Genomic DNA, 24,756 nt, shown 5'->3' with positions numbered 1-24,756 from the left:
TAAGTGAAAATAACTCAAGCTGAATTGGAAAGCCACCTTTTTAAAGCTACAGATCTAATTCGTGGTAGAGCTGATGCCTACGATGTTAAAGAATACATCTTCGGTATGCTGTTTTTAAAGCGCTGCAACGATACATTTCAAGCACGCCAAGAAGAAGTCATAAAAGAACAATTGTTAAATGGCAAATGCCTTGAAGGTGCTAAGGAGATTTCAGAAAGCAAGCTGTGGTACAAAAACTCATTTTATGTACCACAGACATCTCGCTGGAACTATCTAATCAATCACGCTCATAAAAATATAGGCAACTGCCTAAATGAAGCGCTTGGAGGATTAGAGCAAGGTAATAGCTCACTACAAGATGTCTTAGAATATATAGACTTCAATCGTAACGTTGGGAAAAAGCCATTTACAGATGGCCAACTACGTGAGTTTATCAATCACTTCGACCAGTTGAATTTTGCTGATAATAATTTAGAAAATGGTGATGTATTAGGCGAAGCTTTTGAATCGTTATTAGGCTATTTTGCTGAAAGTGCTGGAAAAAAAGCTGGAGAATTTTATACACCGAGAGCAATAGTTAAATTACTGGTTAAGCTGGCTAACCCTGAAAATAATACCTCTATCTACGATCCCTTCTGTGGCTCTGCTAGCATGCTTGTTGAAGCAAAAAAGCACATAGCCAGCAAGACAGGTGACAATGTTAATTTAGATCTTTATGGACAAGAAGTTGCTGGAGTAACCTGGTCTATTGCTAAAATGAACCTGCTCTTTTCAGGTGTTCCATTAAGCCATCTCACTAATGACGACACATTAGAAAGCCCAGCTCATATAAATAGCGATGGAAAGTTGGCACAATTTGATACAGTACTATCGATCCCTCCTTTTTCTTGTAACTTTGGCACCCGAGGGCAGAGTTTAAAAGACGATTTTAAATATCCTGAAAGGTTTAAATATGGTTCAGTGCCATTAGGCTCTAAAAAAGCTGATTTAATGTTTTTACAGCATATGCTTGCTACTTGTAAAGCGAACGGGAAGGTAGTTTCCGTTGTTCCTTTTGGAGCTCTTTTCAGGAGTTCAGATGAAAAACAAATTCGCTCTGGTATGGTTGAAGATGACCTATTAGAAGCTGTCATAGCTCTACCATCAGGGCTGTTTTATGGTACAGGTATACCAGCGGCTATTTTAGTCCTTAATAAAAACAAACCGGAAGAGAGAAAACAACAGACTTTATTTGTTGATGCTTCACATGACTATACTGAAGTTCGCTACGCGAACCGGTTACGTCCAGAAGATATCCAAAAAATGACTAGTACATACCTTTCTTACGCGACTGAAGGAAGTTATTCAAAACTAGTTCAAACAGAAGAGATTCGTGATAATGATTATGATCTTAGTGTAAGGGGCTATGTTGATAATTCACCTGTTTTAAGAAGAATAAATGAACTCAATGCACATTATCAAGCCTTTAAAGAATATACTTTTTCCTCTAACCGTAAAAACTGCGCAGTAAAATCCATTAACTCTCCTTCTGATAGTCCTCGTTCAAATACCGTAGTTATTAGTAAAATGGCAAGAGGTACAAAACAGTGTATTGAACACGATGAGATAGGTACTAGAAACAAGTCGAATTTCTTCGAAATTCAGTTTGATGAAAATATAGTTTCAAGCGCATATGTAAAATTATTTTTTGAATCTGAACTTGGCAAATTAACACTATCCCATTTACCTCGTGGTACGACGATGCCTATGTTAAATAGGCAGGATCTTGAGAGTTTAACAATATTCATTCCATCAAAAAACGAACAAAATAGAATTATCGACTTGGCCAGGAAGTTAGATGTGGCGAGAGAGCAACTTACCACATATAAAAGTGACTTACTTACAAAGCCAGCACTTTACCAAGAGGTTGAATCTAGAACGGATGATTTCGTTTATGAACTATCTACGCTAGATGAAGTGAGCAGAGTAAAACAACTCATTAAAATAAATGAAACGCAACGCATTGAGTTTAAAAAAACATTTTTCGTAAATGTCGATGACTTGGGTGGAAAATTCAAGAAGGGTGACAAAGATCACAAGAAAAAATGTAAAGCAGAACAATATAAAATTGCTAAAAACATAGCTACATTTCTAAACACTGATGGCGGGACTTTATTAATTGGTGTTACAGATGATAGCCAAGTCAGTGGTGTCGAACTGGAAATGCAACACATTAAAGAGGTAAAAGCGGAGGCCTACATTAAGCGTCTATCCCAAGATGTAGCCAATTTGCTCGGTGAAAGAAATAATAAGTGGATAGAATACTCATCTGTAGAGATAACTAATAAAACTATTATCGTGGTTGACTGCAAACAAGCAACTAAACCTGTATTAATCCCCACTAAAACTAAAGAAGGTGCTATTCTCAGCGACCCAACAGATTTTATTATTAGACGCGGTACTGCATCTGTAACTCTGAACGGTTATGAACTGTTAGAATACATTGATTCACATTTTAAGAAGTAAAAATAATGCCATTAACCCTATCCCAACTAGAAAGACATCTTTTTAATGCCGCCGACATACTGCGTGGCAAGATGGATGCGTCAGAATTTAAAGAATACATTTTTGGCATGCTGTTTTTAAAGCGCTGTTCAGATATCTTTGAAGAGCGCCGTGAAGAAGTTATCAAGCAGCAGCTTGCAAAAGGTAAAAGCCAAGCAGAAGCTGAAGAAATTGCCGAAACCAAAATGTGGTACAAAAAGACTTTCTATGTACCTCCGACTTCACGCTGGGATCACCTAGTCAATGAAGCTCATAAAAATGTGGGTAATTTCTTAAATGAAGCGCTTGGTGGTTTAGAGCAAGGTAATAGCTCACTTCAAGACGTATTAGAGTACATCGACTTTAACCGTAAAATTGGTAAAAGTGCGATGCCAGATCGCAAGCTACGTGAACTAATCACCCATTTCAATAAACACAGGTTGCGTAACCAAGATTTTGAATTCCCTGATCTACTAGGTGCAGCATATGAGTATTTAATTGGTGATTTTGCTGACTCTGCGGGTAAAAAAGGCGGAGAATTCTATACGCCTCGTTCAGTAGTGCGCTTAATGGTGAGATTAATGAAACCTGAACAAACCCATAAAGTATACGATCCTTGTTGTGGTTCTGGCGGTATGCTCATTGCGTCAAAAGAATATATCGATGAACAAGGTGGTGATGGTTACCGTCTCGATTGTTACGGTCAAGAAGCGGCTGGTACAGTTTGGTCTATTGCCAAAATGAATATGTTGCTGCACGGCTTAACAACCAATAGCTTGGAGAATGACGATACTTTAGAGCATCCACGCCATAAAACTAGTGATGGTAAATTAATTCAGTTTGATCGTATTCTCACTAACCCACCGTTTTCTATTAGCTTTGGTACTAAAGAAACCGATGAAGATGGGCAGTTAGTTTACCAGCCAAATCATCCAGAACGTTTTAAATATGGGCAAGTTCCATTAGGTGCAAAAAAAGCTGATTTAATGTTTGTTCAGCATATGCTTGCAGTCTGTGCTGAAGGTGGCCGAGTGGCGACTGTTTTACCACATGGTGTGTTATTCCGTGGTGGTGAAGAGCAAGGCATTCGAGCTGGTATTATTGAAGATGACTTGCTTGAAGCTGTTGTTGGCCTGCCACCTAACTTGTTTTACGGAACAGGTATTCCAGCTTGTATCATGATATTTAGACAGCAAGTGGCTGAAGGAGCTCATCAAGTTAGTGGTAAACCCGAACACATGCAAGGCAAGGTCTTATTTATTAATGCTGACAGAGAATATTTTGAAGGCCGAGCACAAAACTACTTAATGCCTGAACATATTGAGCGCATTGCGTCAATATTTGAAGCCTATGAAACTAATGAGCTAAAACAAGATATTCCTGGCCTTGCTGCCATTGTTAGTAATGATAAATTAGGCGAGGAAGGCTATAAGCTAAACATTCGCCGTTATGCTGATAACTCACCATCGCCAGAGCCTCATGATGTAAAAGCACATTTATTAGGCGGTATTCCTGATAGTGAAATAAACAGTAAAAAAGCGTTATTTGATACTCAAGGCTTAAAACCTGAAGATATTTTTACCCCTAAAGCTGGTCAAAACGGCTATCAAGAATTCACATCTGTTATTGATACTAAACAAGCTATTAAAACCACTGTGAATGAAAACACCCATGTTATTGCCCAAGAGCAAGCCATGCGTGATGCCTTTGATACCTGGTGGAGTAACCACAAACTCAGTATTACCGCCCTTGCCAAAAACAAAGAATATGCAGCATTGCGCAAAGAGTTAATCAACAGTTTTACTGAGAGCTTAAAGCCTATCGGCATGCTAAGTGATGCCCAGGTGAGCGGTATGATAGCGGCATTTTGGTATCAACAGCGCTATGACTTTTTAACCTTAATTGCACGTGACTCTAAAGGCGTAGTTGATGCTTGGCGTACTAGTATTATTACTGCAATGGAAGACGGAAAAAGTAAATCAGACCCACTAGAGCACAAGCTTGTTCGCTTTTTATTAGATGGTTTTTTATCTGAGTTGCAAAATTTACAGCAGCAAAAAACAGAGCTAGATGGTTCTATTAAAGTATTATCGGCCAAATTACCTAAAGATGATGACGATAGCGATGAAGGTGATAGTACTGAAATACTATCAGCTGAAGAAGTTGCTAGTATTGAAAAGCAAATTAAAGCCCAGAAATCGCAGCGAACGAAAGTCACCAAAAGCTTAAAGGCAAAAACAGAAGCCTTTGAAAGTGAGCTAAATACCAAGGTTGATGAATTAGGCTCAGACGATGCGGCCAAGTTGATTCTTAATATTCTCTATCAAGATATGTTAACAATCGTTGAGCGTTACCTTGCCACCGAGCGTCAACAACTCATCGCTACCATCGAAAACTGGTGGGAGAAATATCAAGTTACTTTGACTCAAATAGAGTCCTCGCGAAATAAATCTGCCAAAGCACTTAATGATTATTTGTCGGGGTTAGGTTATGTCTAATAAGTTATTTTTTGAGACTCAGCCTCTTTCTAGTGTATTTCGAATAAACACATTAAGTGTTATGCCTAATGCACAGCCGCATGCACTGTGGCATCACCATAGTATTCCTGCTTTTGATGAAACAGGTAGGCCAATTCTCGAACTTGGAGGCAATATTGAGAGTAATAAAACTGAGATTTATAACCCCTGTGTTTTAGTTTCAAAGCTAAATCCTAGAAAATCTCGTGTATCTTTAGTTTTTCCTATAGAGGGCGATAACCATTGCTGCTCAACTGAGTTTATTTGCTATACCCCTATTGATGACAATACAGTCTTAGCTTTTTGGAAGCATTTTTTTGGTAGTAGTTATTTCAAGAAAAAACTAACTAAAATAGCCATTGGTTCTACTAACAGTCATACGCGTGCATCACCTAAAGAAACTTTAGGGTGGGATGTTCCTATTGTTACTAAAAAAGAAAGTCAAAAAATTGCTGATATTTTAGATACTTTAGATAATCAAATCCGCGAAACTGAAGCTATGATTGCTAAGTTACAACAAGTAAAGCAAGGCATGTTACATGATATGTTAACTCGCGGTATTGATGGAAGCGGAGAGCTCCGTCCTAGTTATAAGGACTCCCCCGAATTATATAAATCTTCTGAGTTAGGTTGGATTCCTAAGGACTGGAAAGTTGGCTCTATTGAGTCTTTTTTGGAAAATATTATTGATTATCGGGGAAAAACTCCGACTAAAGTTGATTTAGGCATTAGGTTGATTACGGCCAAGAATGTACGAAAAGGTTTTATTCAAGAAGATCCTAAAGAGTTTATAGCAGAGCAAGATTATGACTTATGGATGACCCGTGGCATTCCTGAAGAAAAAGATATTCTTTTTACGACTGAAGCACCACTAGGTATGGTTGCTCAAATAGGAACAACAGAAAAACTTGCTTTTGCTCAGCGTTTAATTATTTTACAAGCTAAAAGTAATATTGATTCAAGATTTCTTAAACAAAGGCTCTTATCAGAACAGTTTCAAAATGGAGTCTTAAAGAAGGCCTCTGGGAGTACAGCTCTAGGTATTAAGCAAAGTGAATTTAGAAAAGTTGTTACTTGCTTTCCCGATACAAAAGATGAACAAGAGGCTATTTCAGAAAGAGTTGAGACATTAGAAGAAAATATACTTAATTTCAAAATTGAGTTGGAAAAATTAACGATCAAAAAAGCTGGTCTAATGGATGATCTGCTTACGGGTAAAATCCGCGTTACCGATTTGATTAACCAACAACAGGCCAGCTAAAAGTAGCTTTATTAAAGGAATGAATGATATGGGTCCGGAGTATTTACTATCAGAATTACCATTGATTAAACAGCTTCAAGCGCAAGGCTGGCAGTATATTGAAGGCAGTTTAGATGATGCTAGTGTTACTGGCCGAGATAGCTTTGCTGAAGTATTGCAAACCCAAACATTACGCGAACAACTGGTAAAGGTTAACTTGCGTACCCAAGCTAGCGGTGAGCAAGTTGAATGGCTTGATGAACAGCGCGTTAACCAAGCTATATCGGCTATTAGTCGTGTTGCCGCTTCTAAGTTAATGGAGGCCAACCAAAAAGCATCTGAGTTGTTAACTAATGGCATTATTGTTGATGGCTTGCCTGATTGGGATGGTGGCCGTGCCCGTAGTATTCATTTTATTGATTGGGATACGCCAGAAAATAATACCTTCACGGTAATTAACCAGTTTAAGGTGAAATGTCCTCCCGGGCATGACACCAGCAAAAAACATATTATTCCTGATTTAGTATTATTGGTTAACGGTATTCCGTTAGTCGTTATTGAATGTAAAAATCCAGATAGTGCCGAGCCTATGGCTGCGGCGATTAATCAGCTTCGCCGTTATTCCAACCAACGTTTTGCTGGCGGTGAAGTAGAAGATAATGAAGGTGCTCCTCAGTTATTTAATACCAACCAGTTAATGATTGCCGCCAGTTTTGAGCAATGTTTAGTGGGCACTATTGGCGCAAGAGCTGAGTTTTATAAACCTTGGAAAACTATTGCTACACAGAGTGAGCCTAAGCGTTGTGAAAAAGCACTCGCTAAAGAGCTAGGTGTTTCAGGCCTGTCAGCGCAACAGCGATTAGTGGCTGGTATGTTAATGCCTGAATCTCTGTTAGATATTATTCGCCACTTTATTTTGTTTGTGCATCAAGGTGGGCAAACCATCAAGATGGTCTGTCGTTATCAGCAATATCGTGGTGTAGTGCGTTCTGTTCAGCGCTTATTATCGGGTAAAACTCGTAAACAAGATGGTGAATACGATAGGCGTGGTGGTATCGTGTGGCATACCCAAGGCTCGGGTAAGTCATTAACTATGATGTTTCTGATCCGAAAACTACGTACAGATATTGCCTTACGCCGCTTTAAAGTGGTAATAGTTACCGACAGAAAAGACCTACAAAAACAACTTTCCAGTACAGCCTCTTTAACCGATGAAATGGTCTCGGTTGCTAACAATAATAGATCCCTTAAAAACCTATTAAAGCAAGATGGTCCCGGCATCGTATTTGCGATGATCCAAAAATATCGTGAGTCACAAACCAAAGCAGCTGACCCTTTTGAATTGCTCAATGCCAGTGAAGATATCTTGGTAATGGTGGATGAAGCGCATCGTACACAATCGGGTGATTTACACGCTAACTTGCTTTCAGGTATTCCTAACTGTGCTCGTATCGGCTTTACGGGTACGCCAATCATTATGGGTGAGAAAAAACGCACCCATGAAGTGTTTGGTGAGTTTATTGATAAGTACACCATTAAAGAAGCCGAGGCTGATGGCGCGACAGTACCTATTTTATATGAAGGTCGCACGGTAAATGGTGCAGTAAAAGATGGCTCTAGCTTAGATGAGTTATTTGAAGACTTTTTTAGCGATAAAAGTGAAGAAGAACTCGAAGCCATTAAAAAGAAGTATGCGACTAAAGGTAATGTATTAGAAGCCACACTGCTAATTGAAGAAAAAGCAGCAGATATGCTGCGTCACTATGTCACCAATATTTTACCTAATGGCTATAAAGCACAAGTGGTGGCATATAGTCGTTTAGCTGCTGTGCGCTATTACAAAGCCTTTATAGATGCGCGTGATAAGTTGCTGTTTGATGCTGAGCGCTTACCTGAAGAGTTAAAGGGTTGTGATAACGAAACCCTTTGTCGTAAGTCTCCTAAAGTACAGGCGTTGATCCAAGCATGGCGTTATAAAAGTGTATTAGCCAGAATGGAATTTTCCACCATTATCTCGTCTGATAATAACGATGGGCCAGAATGGGCTGAGCATACAGATAGAGCCAAACAAGACAAAGCTATTGAACGTTTCAAAAAGCCTTTACTGAATAAAGAACTAGGTGCTGAAGCTGAGCAAACTGAGGCCGGTACAGATCCGCTTTCGTTCTTAATTGTTAAATCAATGCTGTTAACAGGCTTTGATGCACCAATTGAAGGTGTGATGTATTTAGATCGCTCAATTCGTGAAGCGGAATTATTACAAACAATTGCTAGGGTTAACCGTACGGGATATGGCAAGCAGTTTGGTATTGTGGTGGACTATTATGGTGTTGCGAATCACCTTAAAGCTGCATTAGCAGCTTATAGTGACGAAGATGTTGAAGGCGCGTTACGCAGTTTAAAAGACGAAGTTCCAGCCCTTAGAGAGCGTCATATTCGAGCCGTCGATATATTCCGCAGTAAAGGAATAGAATCGCTTGATGATATTGAATCTTGCGTACAATTGCTTAGCACGGAACGATTACGCCAAGAGTTTTCAGTAAAATTAAAAGCCTTCTTACAAAGCTTAGAACAAGTATTACCACGCCCTGAAGGCTTACCTTTTGCTGGCGATGCTAAAGCACTGGCGATGATACAAAACCGTGCAAGAATGCGTTATCGCGATAGTATGGTGATAGGTAAAGATGTTGGTGCTAAGGTTCGTACTTTAATTGACGAACATATTATTTCACTGGGTAGTGACCCTAAAGTAGCGCCAGTAAACTTAACAGATGCACATTTTGAAAAAAGTATAGATGAAGTGCGTGAGCAAGTTGCAACTTATTGTGCTGACCCAGAAGAACAGAAAAAAGCAGTCGCGTCAGATATGGAGCACGCAATAAAGAGTCACATAACTAAACATCTTGATGAAGACCCTATTTACTATGTGAAACTTAGTGACTACCTAAAACAGATTCTCGAAGACTTAGCTGGCCAATGGGATGAATTGATCAAAGCGCTACAAAGCATTATTGATGAAGTGCGTTCTGGCTCTACCAAGCATGAAGAAGGTTTGCCTGACATCCCTGAGCATTACCTTCCGTTTTATCGCATGTTAAAAGTGGCAGTAAGTGGTGAGGACAAACCTGATTTAGCCTTAGAAGCCCAACTAATAGAGCTTACTGAAAAATTGGTTGCCCATATTCAAGATAAGATCACCACCACTAGTTTTTGGGAACCTCATCGTTTAGGTTTACAAGAAGAGTTAGAGCAGTATTTATTTGAAACTCTGTATGAATCTGAGCTACTTGACTTTGATCATATAGAACCTTTGGTTGATAAGCTTAGAGAGCTTGCTAAAGCCAATAGCTATAAATTAGAGGCTGTATGACCTTAACTATTGAAGACCTAGTTATACCTGTTAAACACAGTGCTGGTCGTAAAACGATGCAGTTAACCGTGGATAGAGATAGCAGCTTATTGCTTACCGCACCTCCATTTGTACAAACCGATGTACTTGAAGATTTTGTGCGCTCTAAGCTTAGCTGGATTTATCAAAAGCTTGCTGAAAAATCCTTAATGCATAAAACCGTGCGTCAAAAACAGTTTGTGCAAGGAGAAGGCTTTTTATATTTAGGCAGAAGTTATCGCTTAAACTTAGTTGATGAACAAGAACAGCCACTCAAGTTTTATCATGGCCGTTTTCATTTATCAAAAAGCAATATTGAGGGTGCCCGAAAGCTATTCATCGATTGGTATGTAGCAAAAGGTTTGAAGTGGTTAGAAGCAAAAGCTAACGAATTTAGAAATCGTTTAAGTGTTGAGTTCTCAGCAGTAAAAGTACGTGACCTAGGTTATCGTTGGGGGTCTTGTGGTAAAAATCAGACACTTTATTTCCATTGGAAGACTATATTACTCCCCGCAAAAATTGCTGAATATGTTGTTGTGCATGAGCTTTCCCACTTGATTGAACCAAGCCACTCCTCTGATTTTTGGTTATGTGTAGAACGTGCAATGCCCGACTATAAAGAGCGAAAAAAGTGGTTGGCTGAGCATGGTATGGATGTTGAGGGTTTATAAGCCTCAATACGATACAACCATTCTGGTGTTACGAATGGAAGCTCGCTTCAATCACTAACCAGACCTGCTAAAGCCAGTGTACAGACTAAATAAGGACATATAAAAATGGAAGTTAAGCATTTTATTGAACAATATTTGCGAGAGATCGAAAGCGGTAATGCTGCTATTTTTGCTGGAGCCGGCTTATCTGTGGGTGCTGGCTATGTAGATTGGAAAAGCTTACTTCGCCCATTGGTAAAAGAATTAAAACTAGATGTAGATGATGAACACGATCTAGTTGGTCTAGCACAATATTACGTAAATCAGTTTAATCGTCAGCGCGTTTCACAACAGTTACTAAATGAAATGGGAACAGAGAATACGCCTACTGATAACCACAATCTCTTGGCCTCGTTACCTATTTCTACCTATTGGACGACAAATTACGACAAACTGTTAGAAAAATCCTTTGAGACAGAAAACAAAGTTGTCGATGTAAAATATACGAAAGAGCAATTAGCAAACACCAAACCTAAACGTGACGTTGTCTTATACAAAATGCACGGTGACATCGAGACTCCAAACAACACGGTGCTTACAAGAAACGAATATGAAAAGTATCCTGTATCACACGCGCCGTTTGTTACAGCTTTATCTGGAGATTTAGTATCAAAAACATTTCTATTTATCGGCTTTAGTTTCACTGATCCTAATCTTCATCATGTCTTAACGAATATTCGAGTGCAGTTTGAGGATAACCAAAGAAACCATTATTGTATTTTACGTCGCGAAAACAGAAAAGAGTATGCCAATGATGCGTCTTTCGCCAGAGGAGAAACAAAACAACAACTCTTCGCAGAAGACCTGGGAAGATTTCATATCAATGTGATTTTCATCGATGAGTATCAGGAAATCACAGAGATACTTAGCGATATTTATCGATTATATAAGCGCAAATCAGTTTTTGTATCTGGTTGTGCAGCTGACTTTGGGGCTTGGAAACAGTCAAGCACGGAAGAAGCACTTCACAACCTAGGTAAGGCTTTGATCGACCAGAACTATAAGCTTGTAACTGGTGTCGGACTAGGTATAGGGAATGTTTTAATTTCCGGGGCAGTTCAGTCCGCTTATCAAAAACAGTTTTCTCATCTTGAAGACAAATTAGTCATGAGACCCTTTCCTCAATACATTAGTGATGAGACGGAGCGTAAAAAAATATGGGAGCAATATCGTTACGATTTGATTGAGAAAGCTGGAATAGCTGTTTTTATTCTGGGCAATAAAAAGATTGGTGAAGACGTCATTTTCGCAGAAGGTGTTTTAGCAGAATATAGGATTGCAAAGGAGCTTGGATTAGTCATTGTACCCATCGGTTGCAGCGGTTTCGTTGCAAAAGAGATTTGGGAGGAGATTATGGCTGACTTCGACACTATTTTTCCTAATGACGACGGGAAATTAAAAAAATTATATGAAGCACTTGGGTACGAAACAAATAATCCTCTAGAGTTAATATCAAGAACAATCGATACATTGAATGCTTTGGCAAAGGAGTGATGTAATGGCAAGAAAAATATTTGTCTCATATAAGTATGGTGACGAACAAGTCGAAAATATTTTAGAAAGTTGGTGGAAAACAACTAAAGTCAGAGATTATGTAAATAAACTGGAAGAAATTCTTGGTGAAAATAACGAGATATACAAAGGTGAAAGTGACGGTGAAGATCTTAGCGACTTTAAAGACTCAACTATCGAAACTCGTCTGAAGGGTAAAATTTTCGACAGCAGTATTACATTGGTTTTTATATCCAAAGGAATGAAGGATTGGGGTATCTTTACCTCAGAGGCGGATCAATGGATTCCATGGGAAATATCCTATTCACTTAAAGTAAAAACCAGAAATGGCCGAGTCAGTCGTCCAAACGCAATATTAGCTGTAGTTCTGCCAGATGAAAATGGGTCTTACGAATATTATATAAAAGATAATACTTGCTCATGTTGTAACTGCACAACTTTAATGACAGATTTTTTATTTGGGATTATGAGCCGAAACATGTTCAACAAACGAGAACCAGAAGTTCTGGGCTGCAATGATCATACTGGAGGAACTGTTTATAAAGGGCGGCACTCTTACATCCAATCTGTAAAATGGATAAATTTTACAAATAACCCATCATTGTATTTTGATATTGCAGTTGAAATAAAAGAAGACATAGATAGCTATAACATTTCAAAGGTAATTTGATATTCAAATTATCGGACGTAAAAAGCGAACCATCTCTGGTTCGCTTTTTCATTTTTACCCACCTCAAAATTCAACTATCGGTTGCAAACTTTATTCGAGTTGCAAACTTAATTCCGATAGTTGCATTTTTTATTCGCAACCTACATTCAAAAATTAGTCGCGATATGTCTCAATCGGAGGACATGCACATACTAAATTACGGTCGCCATATACGTCATCGATACGTGTAACGGTTGGCCAGAACTTATCTTTAGCAACTGCTGGTACTGGGAAGGCAGCGTAAAAACGGTCATACGCGCGGTCCCATTCATTACCTAACACATCAGCTTGTGTGTGCGGTGCAAATACCAGTGGATTATTTTCGATAGACCATTCACCTGAAATGATTTTATCAATTTCACCTTTAATCGATACCATCGCTTCGATAAAGCGGTCAATCTCGCCCTTAGACTCAGATTCAGTTGGCTCAATCATTAATGTGCCCGCTACAGGGAACGACATTGTTGGTGAGTGGAAACCATAATCTTGTAAGCGCTTAGCAACGTCCATTTCTGTAATGCCTGAGGCTTCTTTTAATGGGCGTAGGTCAATAATACATTCGTGAGCAACGCGATTATTACGGCCACGGTATAAAATTGGGAAGTGCTTGCTGAGCTCATTGCTTAAGTAGTTAGCATTTACAATCGCCATTTCTGTCGCTTGTTTTAAGCCTTCAGAGCCCATCATAGCAATGTAAGCCCATGAAATAGGTAAAATAGCTGCAGAGCCGTAAGGCGCTGCCGATACTGCACCATTTCCTTCATTAGTACCTGGTACGTTAATTACGCTGTGGTTTGGCATAAATGGCGCAAGGTGCGATTTAACACCAATTGGGCCAACACCTGGGCCACCGCCGCCGTGTGGAATACAGAAGGTTTTGTGTAAGTTTAAGTGCGATACGTCTGAGCCAATAAAGCCTGGGCTAGTAACACCTACTTGCGCGTTCATGTTTGCGCCATCCATGTAAACTTGGCCACCATGCTGGTGAACAATTTCACATAACTCACGAATCGTTTCTTCGTATACACCGTGGGTAGATGGGTACGTTACCATGGCACATGATAGATTTTCAGAGACTTCTTCAGCTTTCGCTTTTAAGTCTTCCATGTCGATGTTGCCGTTTTTATCACAGTTAACAACCACAATTTTCATGCTGGCCATTTGTGCCGATGCTGGGTTAGTACCGTGTGCAGAACTTGGGATTAAACATACGTTACGGTGCGCGTCCCCTCGTGACTCGTGGTATTTACGAATGGCGATAAGGCCTGCGTATTCACCTTGTGCGCCAGAGTTTGGCTGTAGTGATACGGCATCGTAACCGGTAATGTTAACCAACCAATCATGTAGTTCGCCTATCATGATTTGGTAACCTTCTGCTTGGTCTAGCGGGCAGAATGGGTGAAGGTTAGCAAACTCAGGCCAGGTAATTGGGATCATTTCAGCGGTCGCGTTTAGTTTCATGGTACATGAACCTAACGAGATCATAGAATGATTAAGTGCTAAATCTTTGTTTTCAAGGCGCTTAATATAGCGAAGCATGTCTGTTTCACTGTGGTAGCTGTTAAAGTTTGGATGCGTTAGTATTTCATCATCACGCACTAGGCTTGCAGGAATAGAGTCGCTGCCATTTGCTTCAACATCAGCAGCAATCGCATCTACGCTTAGGCCATGGCCTTCGCCTAAAATAATATCAAATAACTCAGCAACGTCTGCACGGGTTGTGGTTTCAGATACTGAAATTGAGTATTCACCTGCATGGTTAGTAGCAAAGTTAACACCTTTAGCTACAGCACGCGCAATCACGTCGGCTTTGTTTTCATCAACCACTGTTAATGTGTCAAACCAAGTAGTGTGCTTAAGTGCCACACCTTTTGCTTTTAAGCCAGTTGCTAAAATATCAGCAAAACGGTGAATGCGTTGTGCAATGGTTTTTAAGCCTTGCGGGCCATGGTATACCGCATAAAACGCAGCCATGTTCGCTAATAATACTTGCGCAGTACAAATGTTTGAATTGGCTTTGTCGCGGCGAATATGTTGCTCGCGAGTTTGCATTGCCATACGTAATGCATCGTTACCTAAACGGTCTTTTGATACACCAATAATACGACCCGGTAATGAACGTTTGTACGCATCACGTGTTGCAAAAAATGCAGCATGTGGACCGCCGTAACCCATAGGTACGCCAAAACGCTGCGCTGAACCCAGTACTACGTCGGCGCCTAATTTACCTGGCGCTTTTAATAGTAATAAGCTCATGATATCGGCAGCTACACAGGCAATCGCTTTTTTGCTTTGTACGCCAGCTATTAGGTCAGTTATATCAACAATTTCGCCTGATGTTGACGGGTATTGGAATAACGCACCAAAAATATCGTGGTTAACAGCATCGGCGGCTTTACCTACAATAATTTCAAAACCAAATTGCTCTGCACGGGTGCTCACTACGTCAATGGTTTGCGTGTGTACGTCGTCGGCAATAAAGAACGCATTGGCTTTTTTAGCTTTAGATACACGTTTTGCAAGGCCCATAGCTTCGGCTGCAGCGGTTGATTCGTCAAGCAGTGAGGCACTTGCTAAATCTAGGCCGGTAATATCTAGGGTCATAGTCTGGAAATTTAATAGTGACTCTAAACGCCCTTGTGCAATCTCTGGCTGATACGGTGTGTACGCTGTATACCAACCCGGGTTTTCAAGTACGTTACGTAAAATTACGTGCGGTACGTGAGTTGGGTGGTAGCCTTGGCCAATATACGATTTGAAAACTTTATTTTTGCTTGCTACTGATTTTAAGTAGCTTAGTGTTTCAACTTCGGTGCGGCTTTCGCCGATATTAAGACCTTGCTCAAGACGAATACCAGCAGGTACAGTTTGACCGATCAGCTCTTCAACGCTCGATACTTCAAGAGCGCTAAGCATGTCGTTTACTTGCGCTGGGCTTGGCCCAATATGGCGGCGAATAAAATCTTGCTTTTGCTCTAATTGTTCAAGAGATTTGGCGTTTGACATGTGTCCAGATTCCTATGATCCAAATACTAATGGGTAACTAGTATTGATTAAAATATGTGATGATTTAGCTGCTTACTTTGTATGGAAAAATAAGCGCTTTAATCATAAAAGCCCCAATGTTTTAACATAGAGGGGCTTTTATTAATTAACGATTAGTCTTCGTCAATTGTATGCGCGTAACCTTCAGCGTCTAATAAATTATCTAACTCAGACTCTTCTGACGCTTTAATACGGAATAACCAACCGTCGCCGTATGCGTCGTTGTTTACTGTTTCAGGCGCATCTTCTAGCTCTTCGTTAATGGCAACAATTTCACCACTGATTGGCGCGTAAATGTCTGATGCCGCTTTTACTGACTCTGCTACTGCACAGTCTTCGCCAGCATCTACTTCGTCGCCTACTTCTGGTAATTCAACAAATACCATGTCGCCAAGCAGCTCTTGCGCATGCTCAGAAATACCAACAGTGTAAGTGCCGTCGCCTTCGTTACGAACCCACTCGTGTGAAGGTGCGTATTTTAACTCGCTAGGGATATTGCTCATTTTTTTCATCCTTTGGTTTAGATTGGGAGAATACCAATGAATAAGGCTAACTTATTTATTGGTATAACCAAATTATTTAGATTATTGATTTACCGTTACGTACAAAGCCCGATTTAACAACTTTTACGTTAACTAATTTTTTACGCATTTCTACTTGAGCCGTGTCGCCGGTTGAACGAGGTACACGTGCTAATGCAACACTATAGCCCAATGTTGGTGAGAATGTGCCAGATGTAATAACACCTTCGCCACCATCAACAATTACTTTAGAACCACTGCGTAGCACGCCTTTTTCTTCAAGAATAAGACCTACTTGCTTGTGAGTGCTTTTTTCTGCACGTTGTTTTACCAAAACATCACGACCAATAAAGTCACGATCTTCTGGTTCCCATGCAATAGTCCATGCCATGTTAGCAGCCAGTGGTGATACGCTTTCGTCCATATCTAGGCCGTAAAGGTTCATACCGGCTTCTAAACGCAGTGTATCGCGCGCGCCTAAGCCCGCAGGCGCTACACCGGCATCAAGCAATTGCTGCCATAAATCGGCGGCTTGCTCGTTTGGTACTACAATTTCGTAACCGTCTTCGCCAGTATAACCTGTTGTAGCAATAAATAAATCACCGGCTTGAACACCAAAAAATGGCTTCATGCCTTCTACTGCAGCTTGCTGGTCTGCGTTTAATACCTGGGCTGTTTTAGCACGTGCATTAGGGCCTTGAACCGCAATCATGGCGTATTCTGGGCGCTCAGTAACCGTTACAGCAAAATCGCTCGACACCTTAGCCAAATGTGCTAAATCTTTTTCACGGGTCGCTGAGTTAACCACTAAGCGATAAAATGTTTCGCTAAAGTAGTAAATAATTAAGTCATCGATTACGCCGCCTTGCTCGTTAAGCATGCCAGTGTAAAGCGCTTTACCTGGTACGGTTAACTTAGCAACATCGTTAGCTACTAGCTTGCGTAAAAATGCTTGTGCTTGCTCACCTTGTATATCAACAATGGTCATGTGTGATACGTCGAACATACCCGCATCGTTACGTACGGCGTTGTGTTCTTCTATTTGTGAGCCGTAGTTAATTGGCATTTCCCAGCCATGAAAATCAACCATTTTTGCGCCGGCTTCAAGATGCTTTGCATGTAATACTGTTTTAGAAGTCATAATATTCCTTCACTTTTAAATTAACCCATGTGTGTGGGCGTGGCCTCAATTAAATGAGGGGGAATAACATGGTAGCCATTATTAAGCCTACCAAATTGTAATCTTTAACTTTTTACCCGTTAGGCTGCTTGAGTGTTGGTAACACTAAAGCCCTGTTGCTGCATATACTGTTGCCACTTATCAAGCGTGGCCGTTTTAGCAATAACAATAAACTGCTGTTCATTGTTTTGATCTACTGCAGTAACAAACACATCACCACTTTGCGCGCCATAGCAAAGCTGCGCGTCAGCAAGGCGTAACCCTGGGGTTAGTTTAAATGCCTCAACTAAGGTATCAAATGCATTGTCGCCTTTTAAAGTAAAGGTCGCTAAGTCGGTGCGTACCACAAAGTCTATATCGTATCTAAGCTGCTGCTCGTTAATGAGCGCTTGTAATTGCAGGCTAGCATTAACTGGAAGTACAAATCGAAAGGCGGTTTCGCTAAAGTAGTAAACGGCGTAGCTAAAATCAGAATTTAAATCGCCATCCAGTGTGCCTTTAAAGCCAAAGCCACTAGCGGTAAGTTTGGTGAGGTCATGACCTAAAATAGCACTTAAAAATACCGATGCTTCACTACCACTAAAGTCAATAACAACGTGACTGCTATCGGCTTGTAAGGCATTTATAACCGCGCTGTTAGCGTTGCTATGGCGGGCAAACATAATCGGGTTAAAAGTCATAACAAATACCTATCAATCTTTAATAGCAAAAGTATATTGCGCAAGCCTTACAACAACAAATTGTAATTACTTATCAATTGATAAATAATACTTATATATATAGCCATATAAATAGTAATTTTAAATATGAAAAATATTTCAACCGACAGTTTACGAACTTTTGTTATGGTGGTTGAGGTTGGTGGATTTGCCAAAGCAGGCGATTTACTTGGCCTTTCGCAACCTGCGGTGAGCTTACAAGTAAAACGCTTAGAAGACTTACTCGGCTATAAATTATTTAAAAAGCAGGGGCAACGACAAGTGCTCAACCAATATGGCGAGTTATTACTGCCGATGGCAAAGCAAATGGTGCAGCATAACGATGCCATTTTGCAGTTGTTCACCTCAGAAAGTGTAACTGGTAAAGTGCGCTTGGGGATCCCTAGCGAATTTGCCGCGCGTATTTTGCCCTCCATTATTGGCGATTTTGTAGCGCTCTACCCTGAGGTATCACTTGAAGTAAAATCACGTTTAAGTAAACACCTACTCTCTGATGAGCGCCAAGATCAATTTGATTTAGTGTTAGCGCTTAACGAGCAACTAGACTCAGAAAAATTCCCTATTTTTATTCAAGACCAATTAGTGTGGGTGGGCGACCTATCACTGGCACAAAATGAAACCGTAACCTTAGTGACCGCCCCTGAGGGCTGTATTTATCGACGCAGAGCAACTCAGGCGCTTGAAAAAGCAGGCATTAAATATCGTATTGTTTACAGTAATGCCGATTTAACCGGTTTAATTGCCGCATTAAAAGAAGGCTTAGGTATAACAGTGCTCGCAAAAAGTACCGTACCTAACGATTTAGCCTATCACTTACACACTAAACATTTACCTGCGCTTGGTAGCATAGGTATTAGTTTAGTAAAAACCGCCAGCGAACCTGAAAACGCGGTATTTAAACTCGCCGAATTTATTAAGCTGCGCTTAGGCTATCCCACTGCTTAAATAACCGCCACCAGCCAATACATTATCCTAATTTTATAAGATTAGAATAAACACTTAGTTAAAAATGTTATAAAAATAGCGTGTTTTTACGGCAAATGTAAATATAACTAAAACTTAATAATATTGATTCTCATTCGTTAACATGTTTAAATTACGCCAATTTTAGTAGTTGAACTATTTTTAGGGTAATCAATGTCACATAAATTTTTAGTTTCCTCGTTAACTGCAGCCGTAGCGCTGTCTTTAAGTGCTACAGCAATGGCAAAAGATGCCGGCGGCGTTGAACGCAACTTTGAACAAATTACCGTTATTGGCTCACAAGCAGCAATTAACGATATTCCAGGATCGGCTACATTTATCTCTGATGAAGAATTGCAAAAATTCGAATTTACCGATATTTCTCGCGTATTAGCATCAGTACCAGGTGTATACGTTCAAGAAGAAGATGGCTATGGTCTGCGTCCTAACATTGGTATGCGTGGCACAGGTACTGGCCGTAACGATAAAATTTCAGTAATGGAAGACGGCGTACTCGTTGCACCAGCTCCTTATTCTGCACCATCGGCTTATTACTTCCCGACTATGGGTCGTATGGAATCTATTGAAGTATTAAAAGGTGCTGCCTCAGTTAAATATGGCCCGCGCACTACCGGTGGTGTATTAAATTTACTTTCTCGCAGCTTACCAACTGAAGCAAATAGCTCTATGGGTATGGTTGACGCGGCACTTGGTAGCGATGGTTACTATAAAGGTCACGCTTACTTCGCTAAAGAAAAAAATAACACTGCTGGCTTAATTGAAGTGTTTTCTTACGGCGCTGATGGTTTTAAAGAATTACCTGTAGGCGATGACAACACTGGTTTTGAAAAAAATGACGTACTGGTAAAATTTGGCCATACCTTTGGTGAAAACGATGCCCACAACATTGAGTTTAAAGCTAAGTACTCTGAAGAAACATCAGACGAAACGTACATGGGCTTAACTAACGCCGATTACCAAGAAAATCCTAACCGTCGTTATGCGGCATCGCAAAACGATGAGATGAACACTCGTCACAATGCATACCAAGTAAACTATGCATATCGCTTTGGTGAAGGTTACGAATTTTTAGCAACCGCTTATCTAAATGACTTCCACCGTAACTGGTACAAAGCCAGTAAAGTAAGCGAAAGCTACCTTGAGCAATACAGTGAATTTGAAGCAAACCCAACGGCTGAAGGCATCGAAAACATAGGTGTTAAAGCTAATAACCGCGACTACCAAGCCAAAGGCGTGCAGTCTGAATTACACATTCCAGCGGGCGATCACTACATTACGGTTGGCGTACGTTACCACGAAGATGAAATGGATCGTTTCCAGTGGGAAGACAAATACACGCTTAATCAAGATTTAAGCATGACTCTTACTTCGCAAGGCGCACCTGGCTCTAATAGCAATCGCTTAGACAGCGCAAAAGCAAGCACCCTATTTATTCAAGACGAATGGACAATGGATGCATTAGTAGTGAGTGCAGGTCTGCGTTATGAAGACATTACTATTACCCGTGAAGAATGGGCTAAATCAGATCCAACTCGTAGCCAAGGCTTAACGAAAGACATTTCAAACGATACTGAAATTTTAGTACCGTCTTTAGGTGCTACTTACACACTTAACGACAACGTAACGTTACTTGCAGGCATTCAAAAAGGTTATGCACCCGCAGCGCCAGGCAATGCAGACCAAGACGAAGAAGAAAGCGTCAACATTGAGTTTGGTTCTCGTTTTAATGCAAACGGCTTTAACGGTGAAGTGATTGCATTCTACTCTGATTACGACAACATGCATGGTAACTGTACTGCTGCAGTAGGTTGTAGCGACGATAACATTGGCGACCAATACAACTACGGTGAAGTAGAAGTATCGGGCTTTGAATTTAGCGCTGGTCGAACGTTTAATACTGCATCAGTTGCGTTCCCAGTTAAACTGACTTACACCTACACTGATTCAGAGTTTAAAAACACATTTGATTCAGAAATTTGGGGCTCTGTAGAAAAAGGCGATGCAATGCCTTACGTACCAGAAAACCAAGTTGCTTTATCATTTGGTGCCGAAGTGAATAACTTTGTTGTTAACAGCCAAATACGTTACGTATCGGATGCACATGCTGACCTTTCTGACTCAGGCTTAAATGCGATTGATAGTCGTGTTGTATGGGATTTAGCTGCTAAGTACTTAATTGATGAAAATCAAAAAGTATACCTAAGCGTTGATAACCTGTTTGATAAAACCTACATTGCTAACCGCGCAAATGGCGGTATTCAACCTGGTAAGCCACGCTCAGTACAAATGGGTTACTCTTACAGCTTTTAATAAAGCGCTAACTTAAAAGTACAAAAAAGCCGAGATTGATGTAATCAATCTCGGCTTTTTAATGCCTATGTGATTAGCTTAGGCTTAATTTGTTTCTGCGCGCTGGCGTAACACTTCAAATAAACAAATGCCGGTTGCTACCGATACATTTAAACTTGAAACCGTGCCTGCCATTGGGATTTTAACGAGCACATCACAATGCTCACGTGTTAAGCGGCGCATGCCCTCGCCTTCAGCACCCATCACAATCGCCATTGGGCCTGTTAAGCTGGCATCAAATACATGTGTGTCGGTTTCACCGGCAGTACCTACAACCCAAACGCCCGCGTCTTTTATTTCACGTAATGTACGTGCAAGGTTAGTTACCTGAATAAGCGGTACCGTTTCTGCTGCGCCACAGGCTACTTTACGTGCTGTGCCATTAAGCTTTGCTGATTTGTCTTTAGGAACAATCACCGCATGTACGCCCGCTGCATCGGCACTACGTAAGCAAGCACCTAAATTATGCGGATCGGTAATGCCATCAAGTACCAGTAAAAATGGCGTGTCTTCGCGTTCAATGATCTCATCGAGATCTTTTTCATTAAACACTCGCGCCGCTTTTACGTTGGCAATAATGCCTTGATGCTGTTCATCTTTCGCTTTGTTATCAAGCGCTTTTCGTTGCATAAACTGTACTGAAATACCAAACTGACGCGCTTGCTCAATCACAGGCGATAGACGCTTATCATCACGTCCCTTAAGGGCGTATATTTCTATAAAGCGCTCTGGCTCTTTTGCTAAAATTGCTTCAACAGAGTGAAAGCCAAAAATTAATTCATTACTCACGAATTGTTTGCTCCTGGGCTACTACGTTTACGGGCATTTTTACCTGGTCTTTTAGGCTTTTTGACCGCTTTCTTTTTGGTTTTTTTCTTCGCGGTGGTGTCATCCGCTGTTACTTTAGATTTACCCGCTGCCTTAGCTTTACTTGCAGGCTTTTTTCCACTTTTTGGTTTTTTACTGTCGCTTGCTGACTTTTTACCCGGTATTTTACCGGCTTTAAGTTGCGAGCGAACACTTGCTGGGGCATTCTTTTTTGGCGCACGACGACGCGCATAACGATCTTGAGCCACATCGCCTTTAAGCGTTAAGTTAATTCGGCGATCATCTAAGCTTACCGAGGCAACTTGTACAGTTACTTTATCGCCTAAACGATAAACCGTATGTGTGTGTTCACCCACCAAGCAATGTTTAGCCGCATCATGTTGGAAGTATTCATCACCTAAATTGGTAACATGAATTAATCCATCAATTTGCAAATCATCTAAACGAATAAATAAACCAAAATTAGTAACCGATGAAATAACCCCGTTAAACTCCGTGCCTACATGATCTTGCATGTATTCACATTTTAGCCAATCGGCTACTTCACGGGTGGCATCGTCTGCGCGGCGCTCAGTGGTAGAACACTGCTCACCAAGTTGATCGACTTCATCATCGCTGTAAGCGTATTCACCTGACGTTTGTTGACCTTGCGCTTTTAATACCGCTTTAATTGCACGGTGTACCACTAAATCGGGGTAACGGCGAATTGGCGAGGTAAAGTGTGCGTAGGCCGATAATGCTAAACCAAAGTGACCTATGTTATCTGGCTGATATACCGCTTGCTTCATTGAGCGCAGCAGCATAGTTTGAATAAGTTCAGCTTCAGGACGATCCCCTAAACGAGCCAATACATGAGTAATTTCTTTCGGGGTGGGTTCGTCGCTTAGCGTGCTTTCAATACCTAGCTCAGTTAAAAACTGAGTAAAGTTACCCAGTTTTTCGCTATCGGGTTCATCATGTACCCTAAACAATGCACTTGCTTCGTGTTTCTCAAGTAATTTAGCCGCCGAAACATTAGCTAAAATCATACATTCTTCAATCAGCTTATGCGCATCATTACGAATAACCGGCACAATAGATTCTATTTTACGTTGTGCGTTAAATACAAAACGAGTTTCGAGTGTTTCAAATTCAATTGCACCACGCTCTTGGCGTGCTGCTTTTAATGCCATGTACATTTGCTGTAAGTCAGTTAAATGTGGCACTACAGCTGCGTATTCTTTACGGAGCTTTTCGTCATTTTGTAAAATGGCATTTACTTTGGTGTAGGTTAAACGAGCATGCGAATTCATTAGTGCTTCGTAAAACTTATAGCCCGACAGCTTACCCTCTTGCGATACGGTCATTTCTGCAACCATACACAGGCGATCAACCTCAGGGTTAAGCGAACACAAACCGTTAGACAATACTTTTGGCAGCATTGGAATAACTTGCTCAGGGAAATACACTGAATTACCGCGCTCTATCGCTTCTTTGTTAAGCGGCGTGTTCATACCTACATAATGGGATACATCGGCAATGGCTACCCATAAACGCCAGCCACCTGATTTTTTAGGTTCACAATAAACAGCGTCATCAAAGTCGCGAGCGTCTTCGCCATCAATAGTGACAAGTGGTAAGCCGCGTAAATCAACACGGCCTTGCTTATCGGCTTCTTCAACAAATTCACCTAAGTGGGCAACTTGCTGCTCAACTTCTTCAGGCCACACATGTGGAATATCGTGATTACGCAGCGCAACTTCAATTTCCATACCCGGCGCTAAATGCTCGCCCAGTACGTCAATCACTTTACCTACCGCATTCATATTGCGGCTTGGATTTTGAGTTATTTGCACTTGCACCATTTGGTTGTGGCGTGCGCCTTTTTCGTTACCCGGTAAAATAATAATATCTTGGGTAATGCGCGGATCTTCAGCAACCACCACAGCAATACCATGCTCAACAAAATAGCGGCCAACAATAGGCGCTCGCTCATTAGTAAGCACTTTAATAATACGGGCATCGCATTTTGAGCCTGAACCACGCTTAGTGCCTTTCGCAAGAACAATGTCGCCATGTAGCACCATATTCATTTGATGCTTGGCAATAAACCAGTCTTTGCTCTCGCCTTCAACTTCTAAAAAGCCAAAACCGTCTCTGTGACCGACAACTTTGCCTTTGGTTAAACCGGCTTCGTCAATCAGGGCATAACATTTAAATTTATTAAAATACAATTGCCCGTCGCGCTCCATGGCACGAAGTCGGCGCTTAAATGCTATTTGTCGTTCTTCATCGTTGACCGCGAGTTCTTCGCATAGTTGCGTGTAATTAGCAGGTTTTGAACGCTCTTGAAGGTGAGTAAGTATAAACTCACGACTAGGGACTGGGTTTTCGTACTTTTCTTGTTCTCGACTGAGATTTGGATCTTGGTTTGACATTCACTATCTTGTTAGTTGGTTATGTAAGCATTTTAACTCATATACTCGAAATGAGACAGGTAAAAGCCATTAAACTTTTAATAAAGCGTTATTAGCTTTTGCATTTTGTAGCAAT

15 protein-coding genes are annotated in these 24,756 nt (G+C 40.7%); 9 read left to right on the top strand and 6 right to left on the bottom strand.

From position 1 onward, the window contains the following. The first annotated feature begins 3 nt into the window (after positions 1 to 3). The 7 genes from FLM47_RS02710 to FLM47_RS02680 all read left to right on the top strand — a co-directional run bounded on the left by FLM47_RS02710 (position 4) and on the right by FLM47_RS02680 (position 12,559). Entirely contained in the window at positions 4 to 2,505 is a 2,502-nt protein-coding gene (locus FLM47_RS02710) for an N-6 DNA methylase (protein ID WP_178955007.1), read from the top strand. Between the two features lie 5 nt (positions 2,506 to 2,510). Further along, positions 2,511 to 5,021, top strand: a complete 2,511-nt coding sequence (locus FLM47_RS02705; protein ID WP_178955005.1) for a class I SAM-dependent DNA methyltransferase — start codon at positions 2,511 to 2,513, stop codon at positions 5,019 to 5,021. Then, a complete protein-coding gene (locus FLM47_RS02700; protein ID WP_178955003.1) occupies positions 5,014 to 6,300 on the top strand; it encodes a restriction endonuclease subunit S in 1,287 nt (428 codons plus the stop codon). The genes FLM47_RS02705 and FLM47_RS02700 overlap by 8 nt, the downstream gene beginning before the upstream one ends. 28 nt (positions 6,301 to 6,328) lie before the next feature. Next, a complete protein-coding gene (locus tag FLM47_RS02695) occupies positions 6,329 to 9,649 on the top strand; it encodes a type I restriction endonuclease subunit R (protein WP_178955001.1) in 3,321 nt (1,106 codons plus the stop codon). After that, positions 9,646 to 10,338 carry a M48 family metallopeptidase gene (locus FLM47_RS02690; RefSeq protein ID WP_178955000.1) on the top strand — a complete coding sequence of 231 codons (693 nt, stop codon included), beginning with the start codon at positions 9,646 to 9,648 and terminating at the stop codon, positions 10,336 to 10,338. The genes FLM47_RS02695 and FLM47_RS02690 overlap by 4 nt, the downstream gene beginning before the upstream one ends. A gap of 105 nt (positions 10,339 to 10,443) precedes the next feature. Further along, positions 10,444 to 11,871 (top strand): SIR2 family protein, encoded by a 1,428-nt coding sequence (locus FLM47_RS02685; protein WP_218648493.1) that lies wholly within the window; start codon positions 10,444 to 10,446, stop codon positions 11,869 to 11,871. Between the two features lie 4 nt (positions 11,872 to 11,875). Then, positions 11,876 to 12,559 carry a TIR domain-containing protein gene (locus FLM47_RS02680; RefSeq protein WP_178954998.1) on the top strand — a complete coding sequence of 228 codons (684 nt, stop codon included), beginning with the start codon at positions 11,876 to 11,878 and terminating at the stop codon, positions 12,557 to 12,559. Positions 12,560 to 12,712: 153 nt separating this feature from the next. On the opposite strand, the gene gcvP is transcribed toward FLM47_RS02680, so the two are convergent. From gcvP to FLM47_RS02660, 4 genes are all read right to left on the bottom strand, one after another. Further along, positions 12,713 to 15,604: an aminomethyl-transferring glycine dehydrogenase gene (gene gcvP, locus FLM47_RS02675; RefSeq protein WP_178954996.1), complete on the bottom strand. Its 2,892-nt coding sequence runs from the start codon at positions 15,602 to 15,604 to the stop codon at positions 12,713 to 12,715. A 152-nt stretch (positions 15,605 to 15,756) separates the two neighbouring features. Further along, on the bottom strand, positions 15,757 to 16,146 hold the full coding sequence (gene gcvH / locus FLM47_RS02670) for a glycine cleavage system protein GcvH (RefSeq protein WP_008112430.1): 390 nt from the start codon (positions 16,144 to 16,146) through the stop codon (positions 15,757 to 15,759). A 76-nt stretch (positions 16,147 to 16,222) separates the two neighbouring features. Beyond that, the gene (gene gcvT / locus FLM47_RS02665) at positions 16,223 to 17,305 is read right to left on the bottom strand and encodes a glycine cleavage system aminomethyltransferase GcvT (RefSeq protein ID WP_008112433.1); all 1,083 of its coding nucleotides are present in this window, start codon (positions 17,303 to 17,305) and stop codon (positions 16,223 to 16,225) included. 119 nt (positions 17,306 to 17,424) lie between these two features. Continuing rightward, positions 17,425 to 18,024 (bottom strand): hypothetical protein, encoded by a 600-nt coding sequence (locus FLM47_RS02660; protein ID WP_008465326.1) that lies wholly within the window; start codon positions 18,022 to 18,024, stop codon positions 17,425 to 17,427. Between the two features lie 126 nt (positions 18,025 to 18,150). On the opposite strand from FLM47_RS02660, the gene FLM47_RS02655 reads away from it, so the two are divergent. After that, on the top strand, positions 18,151 to 19,008 hold the full coding sequence (locus FLM47_RS02655) for a LysR family transcriptional regulator (RefSeq protein WP_008465324.1): 858 nt from the start codon (positions 18,151 to 18,153) through the stop codon (positions 19,006 to 19,008). A 192-nt stretch (positions 19,009 to 19,200) separates the two neighbouring features. Continuing rightward, entirely contained in the window at positions 19,201 to 21,357 is a 2,157-nt protein-coding gene (locus FLM47_RS02650) for a TonB-dependent receptor domain-containing protein (protein WP_054202296.1), read from the top strand. An 84-nt stretch (positions 21,358 to 21,441) separates the two neighbouring features. Here the strand turns inward: FLM47_RS02650 and rlmB are convergent, their stop codons facing one another. Beyond that, complete coding sequence (rlmB, locus tag FLM47_RS02645) at positions 21,442 to 22,185, bottom strand: 23S rRNA (guanosine(2251)-2'-O)-methyltransferase RlmB (RefSeq protein ID WP_008112440.1); 744 nt, start codon at positions 22,183 to 22,185, stop codon at positions 21,442 to 21,444. Further along, positions 22,182 to 24,641 carry a ribonuclease R gene (rnr, locus tag FLM47_RS02640; protein ID WP_178954994.1) on the bottom strand — a complete coding sequence of 820 codons (2,460 nt, stop codon included), beginning with the start codon at positions 24,639 to 24,641 and terminating at the stop codon, positions 22,182 to 22,184. The genes rlmB and rnr overlap by 4 nt, the downstream gene beginning before the upstream one ends. Between the last annotated feature and the right edge of the window lie 115 nt (positions 24,642 to 24,756).

It is taken from the genome of Pseudoalteromonas sp. Scap06, assembly GCF_013394165.1.
GTDB lineage: Bacteria > Pseudomonadota > Gammaproteobacteria > Enterobacterales > Alteromonadaceae > Pseudoalteromonas.
This window is presented reverse-complemented; position numbering and strand designations above follow the sequence as displayed.

Coding starts and splice junctions, on each gene's coding strand:
- FLM47_RS02705 (WP_178955005.1), top strand. CDS start 2,511: ATGCCATTAACCCTATCCCAACTAGAAAGACATCTTTTTAATGCCGCC.
- FLM47_RS02700 (WP_178955003.1), top strand. CDS start 5,014: ATGTCTAATAAGTTATTTTTTGAGACTCAGCCTCTTTCTAGTGTATTT.
- FLM47_RS02695 (WP_178955001.1), top strand. CDS start 6,329: ATGGGTCCGGAGTATTTACTATCAGAATTACCATTGATTAAACAGCTT.
- FLM47_RS02690 (WP_178955000.1), top strand. CDS start 9,646: ATGACCTTAACTATTGAAGACCTAGTTATACCTGTTAAACACAGTGCT.
- FLM47_RS02685 (WP_218648493.1), top strand. CDS start 10,444: ATGGAAGTTAAGCATTTTATTGAACAATATTTGCGAGAGATCGAAAGC.
- FLM47_RS02680 (WP_178954998.1), top strand. CDS start 11,876: ATGGCAAGAAAAATATTTGTCTCATATAAGTATGGTGACGAACAAGTC.
- gcvP (WP_178954996.1), bottom strand. CDS start 15,604: ATGTCAAACGCCAAATCTCTTGAACAATTAGAGCAAAAGCAAGATTTT.
- gcvH (WP_008112430.1), bottom strand. CDS start 16,146: ATGAGCAATATCCCTAGCGAGTTAAAATACGCACCTTCACACGAGTGG.
- gcvT (WP_008112433.1), bottom strand. CDS start 17,305: ATGACTTCTAAAACAGTATTACATGCAAAGCATCTTGAAGCCGGCGCA.
- FLM47_RS02660 (WP_008465326.1), bottom strand. CDS start 18,024: ATGACTTTTAACCCGATTATGTTTGCCCGCCATAGCAACGCTAACAGC.
- FLM47_RS02655 (WP_008465324.1), top strand. CDS start 18,151: ATGAAAAATATTTCAACCGACAGTTTACGAACTTTTGTTATGGTGGTT.
- FLM47_RS02650 (WP_054202296.1), top strand. CDS start 19,201: ATGTCACATAAATTTTTAGTTTCCTCGTTAACTGCAGCCGTAGCGCTG.
- rnr (WP_178954994.1), bottom strand. CDS start 24,641: ATGTCAAACCAAGATCCAAATCTCAGTCGAGAACAAGAAAAGTACGAA.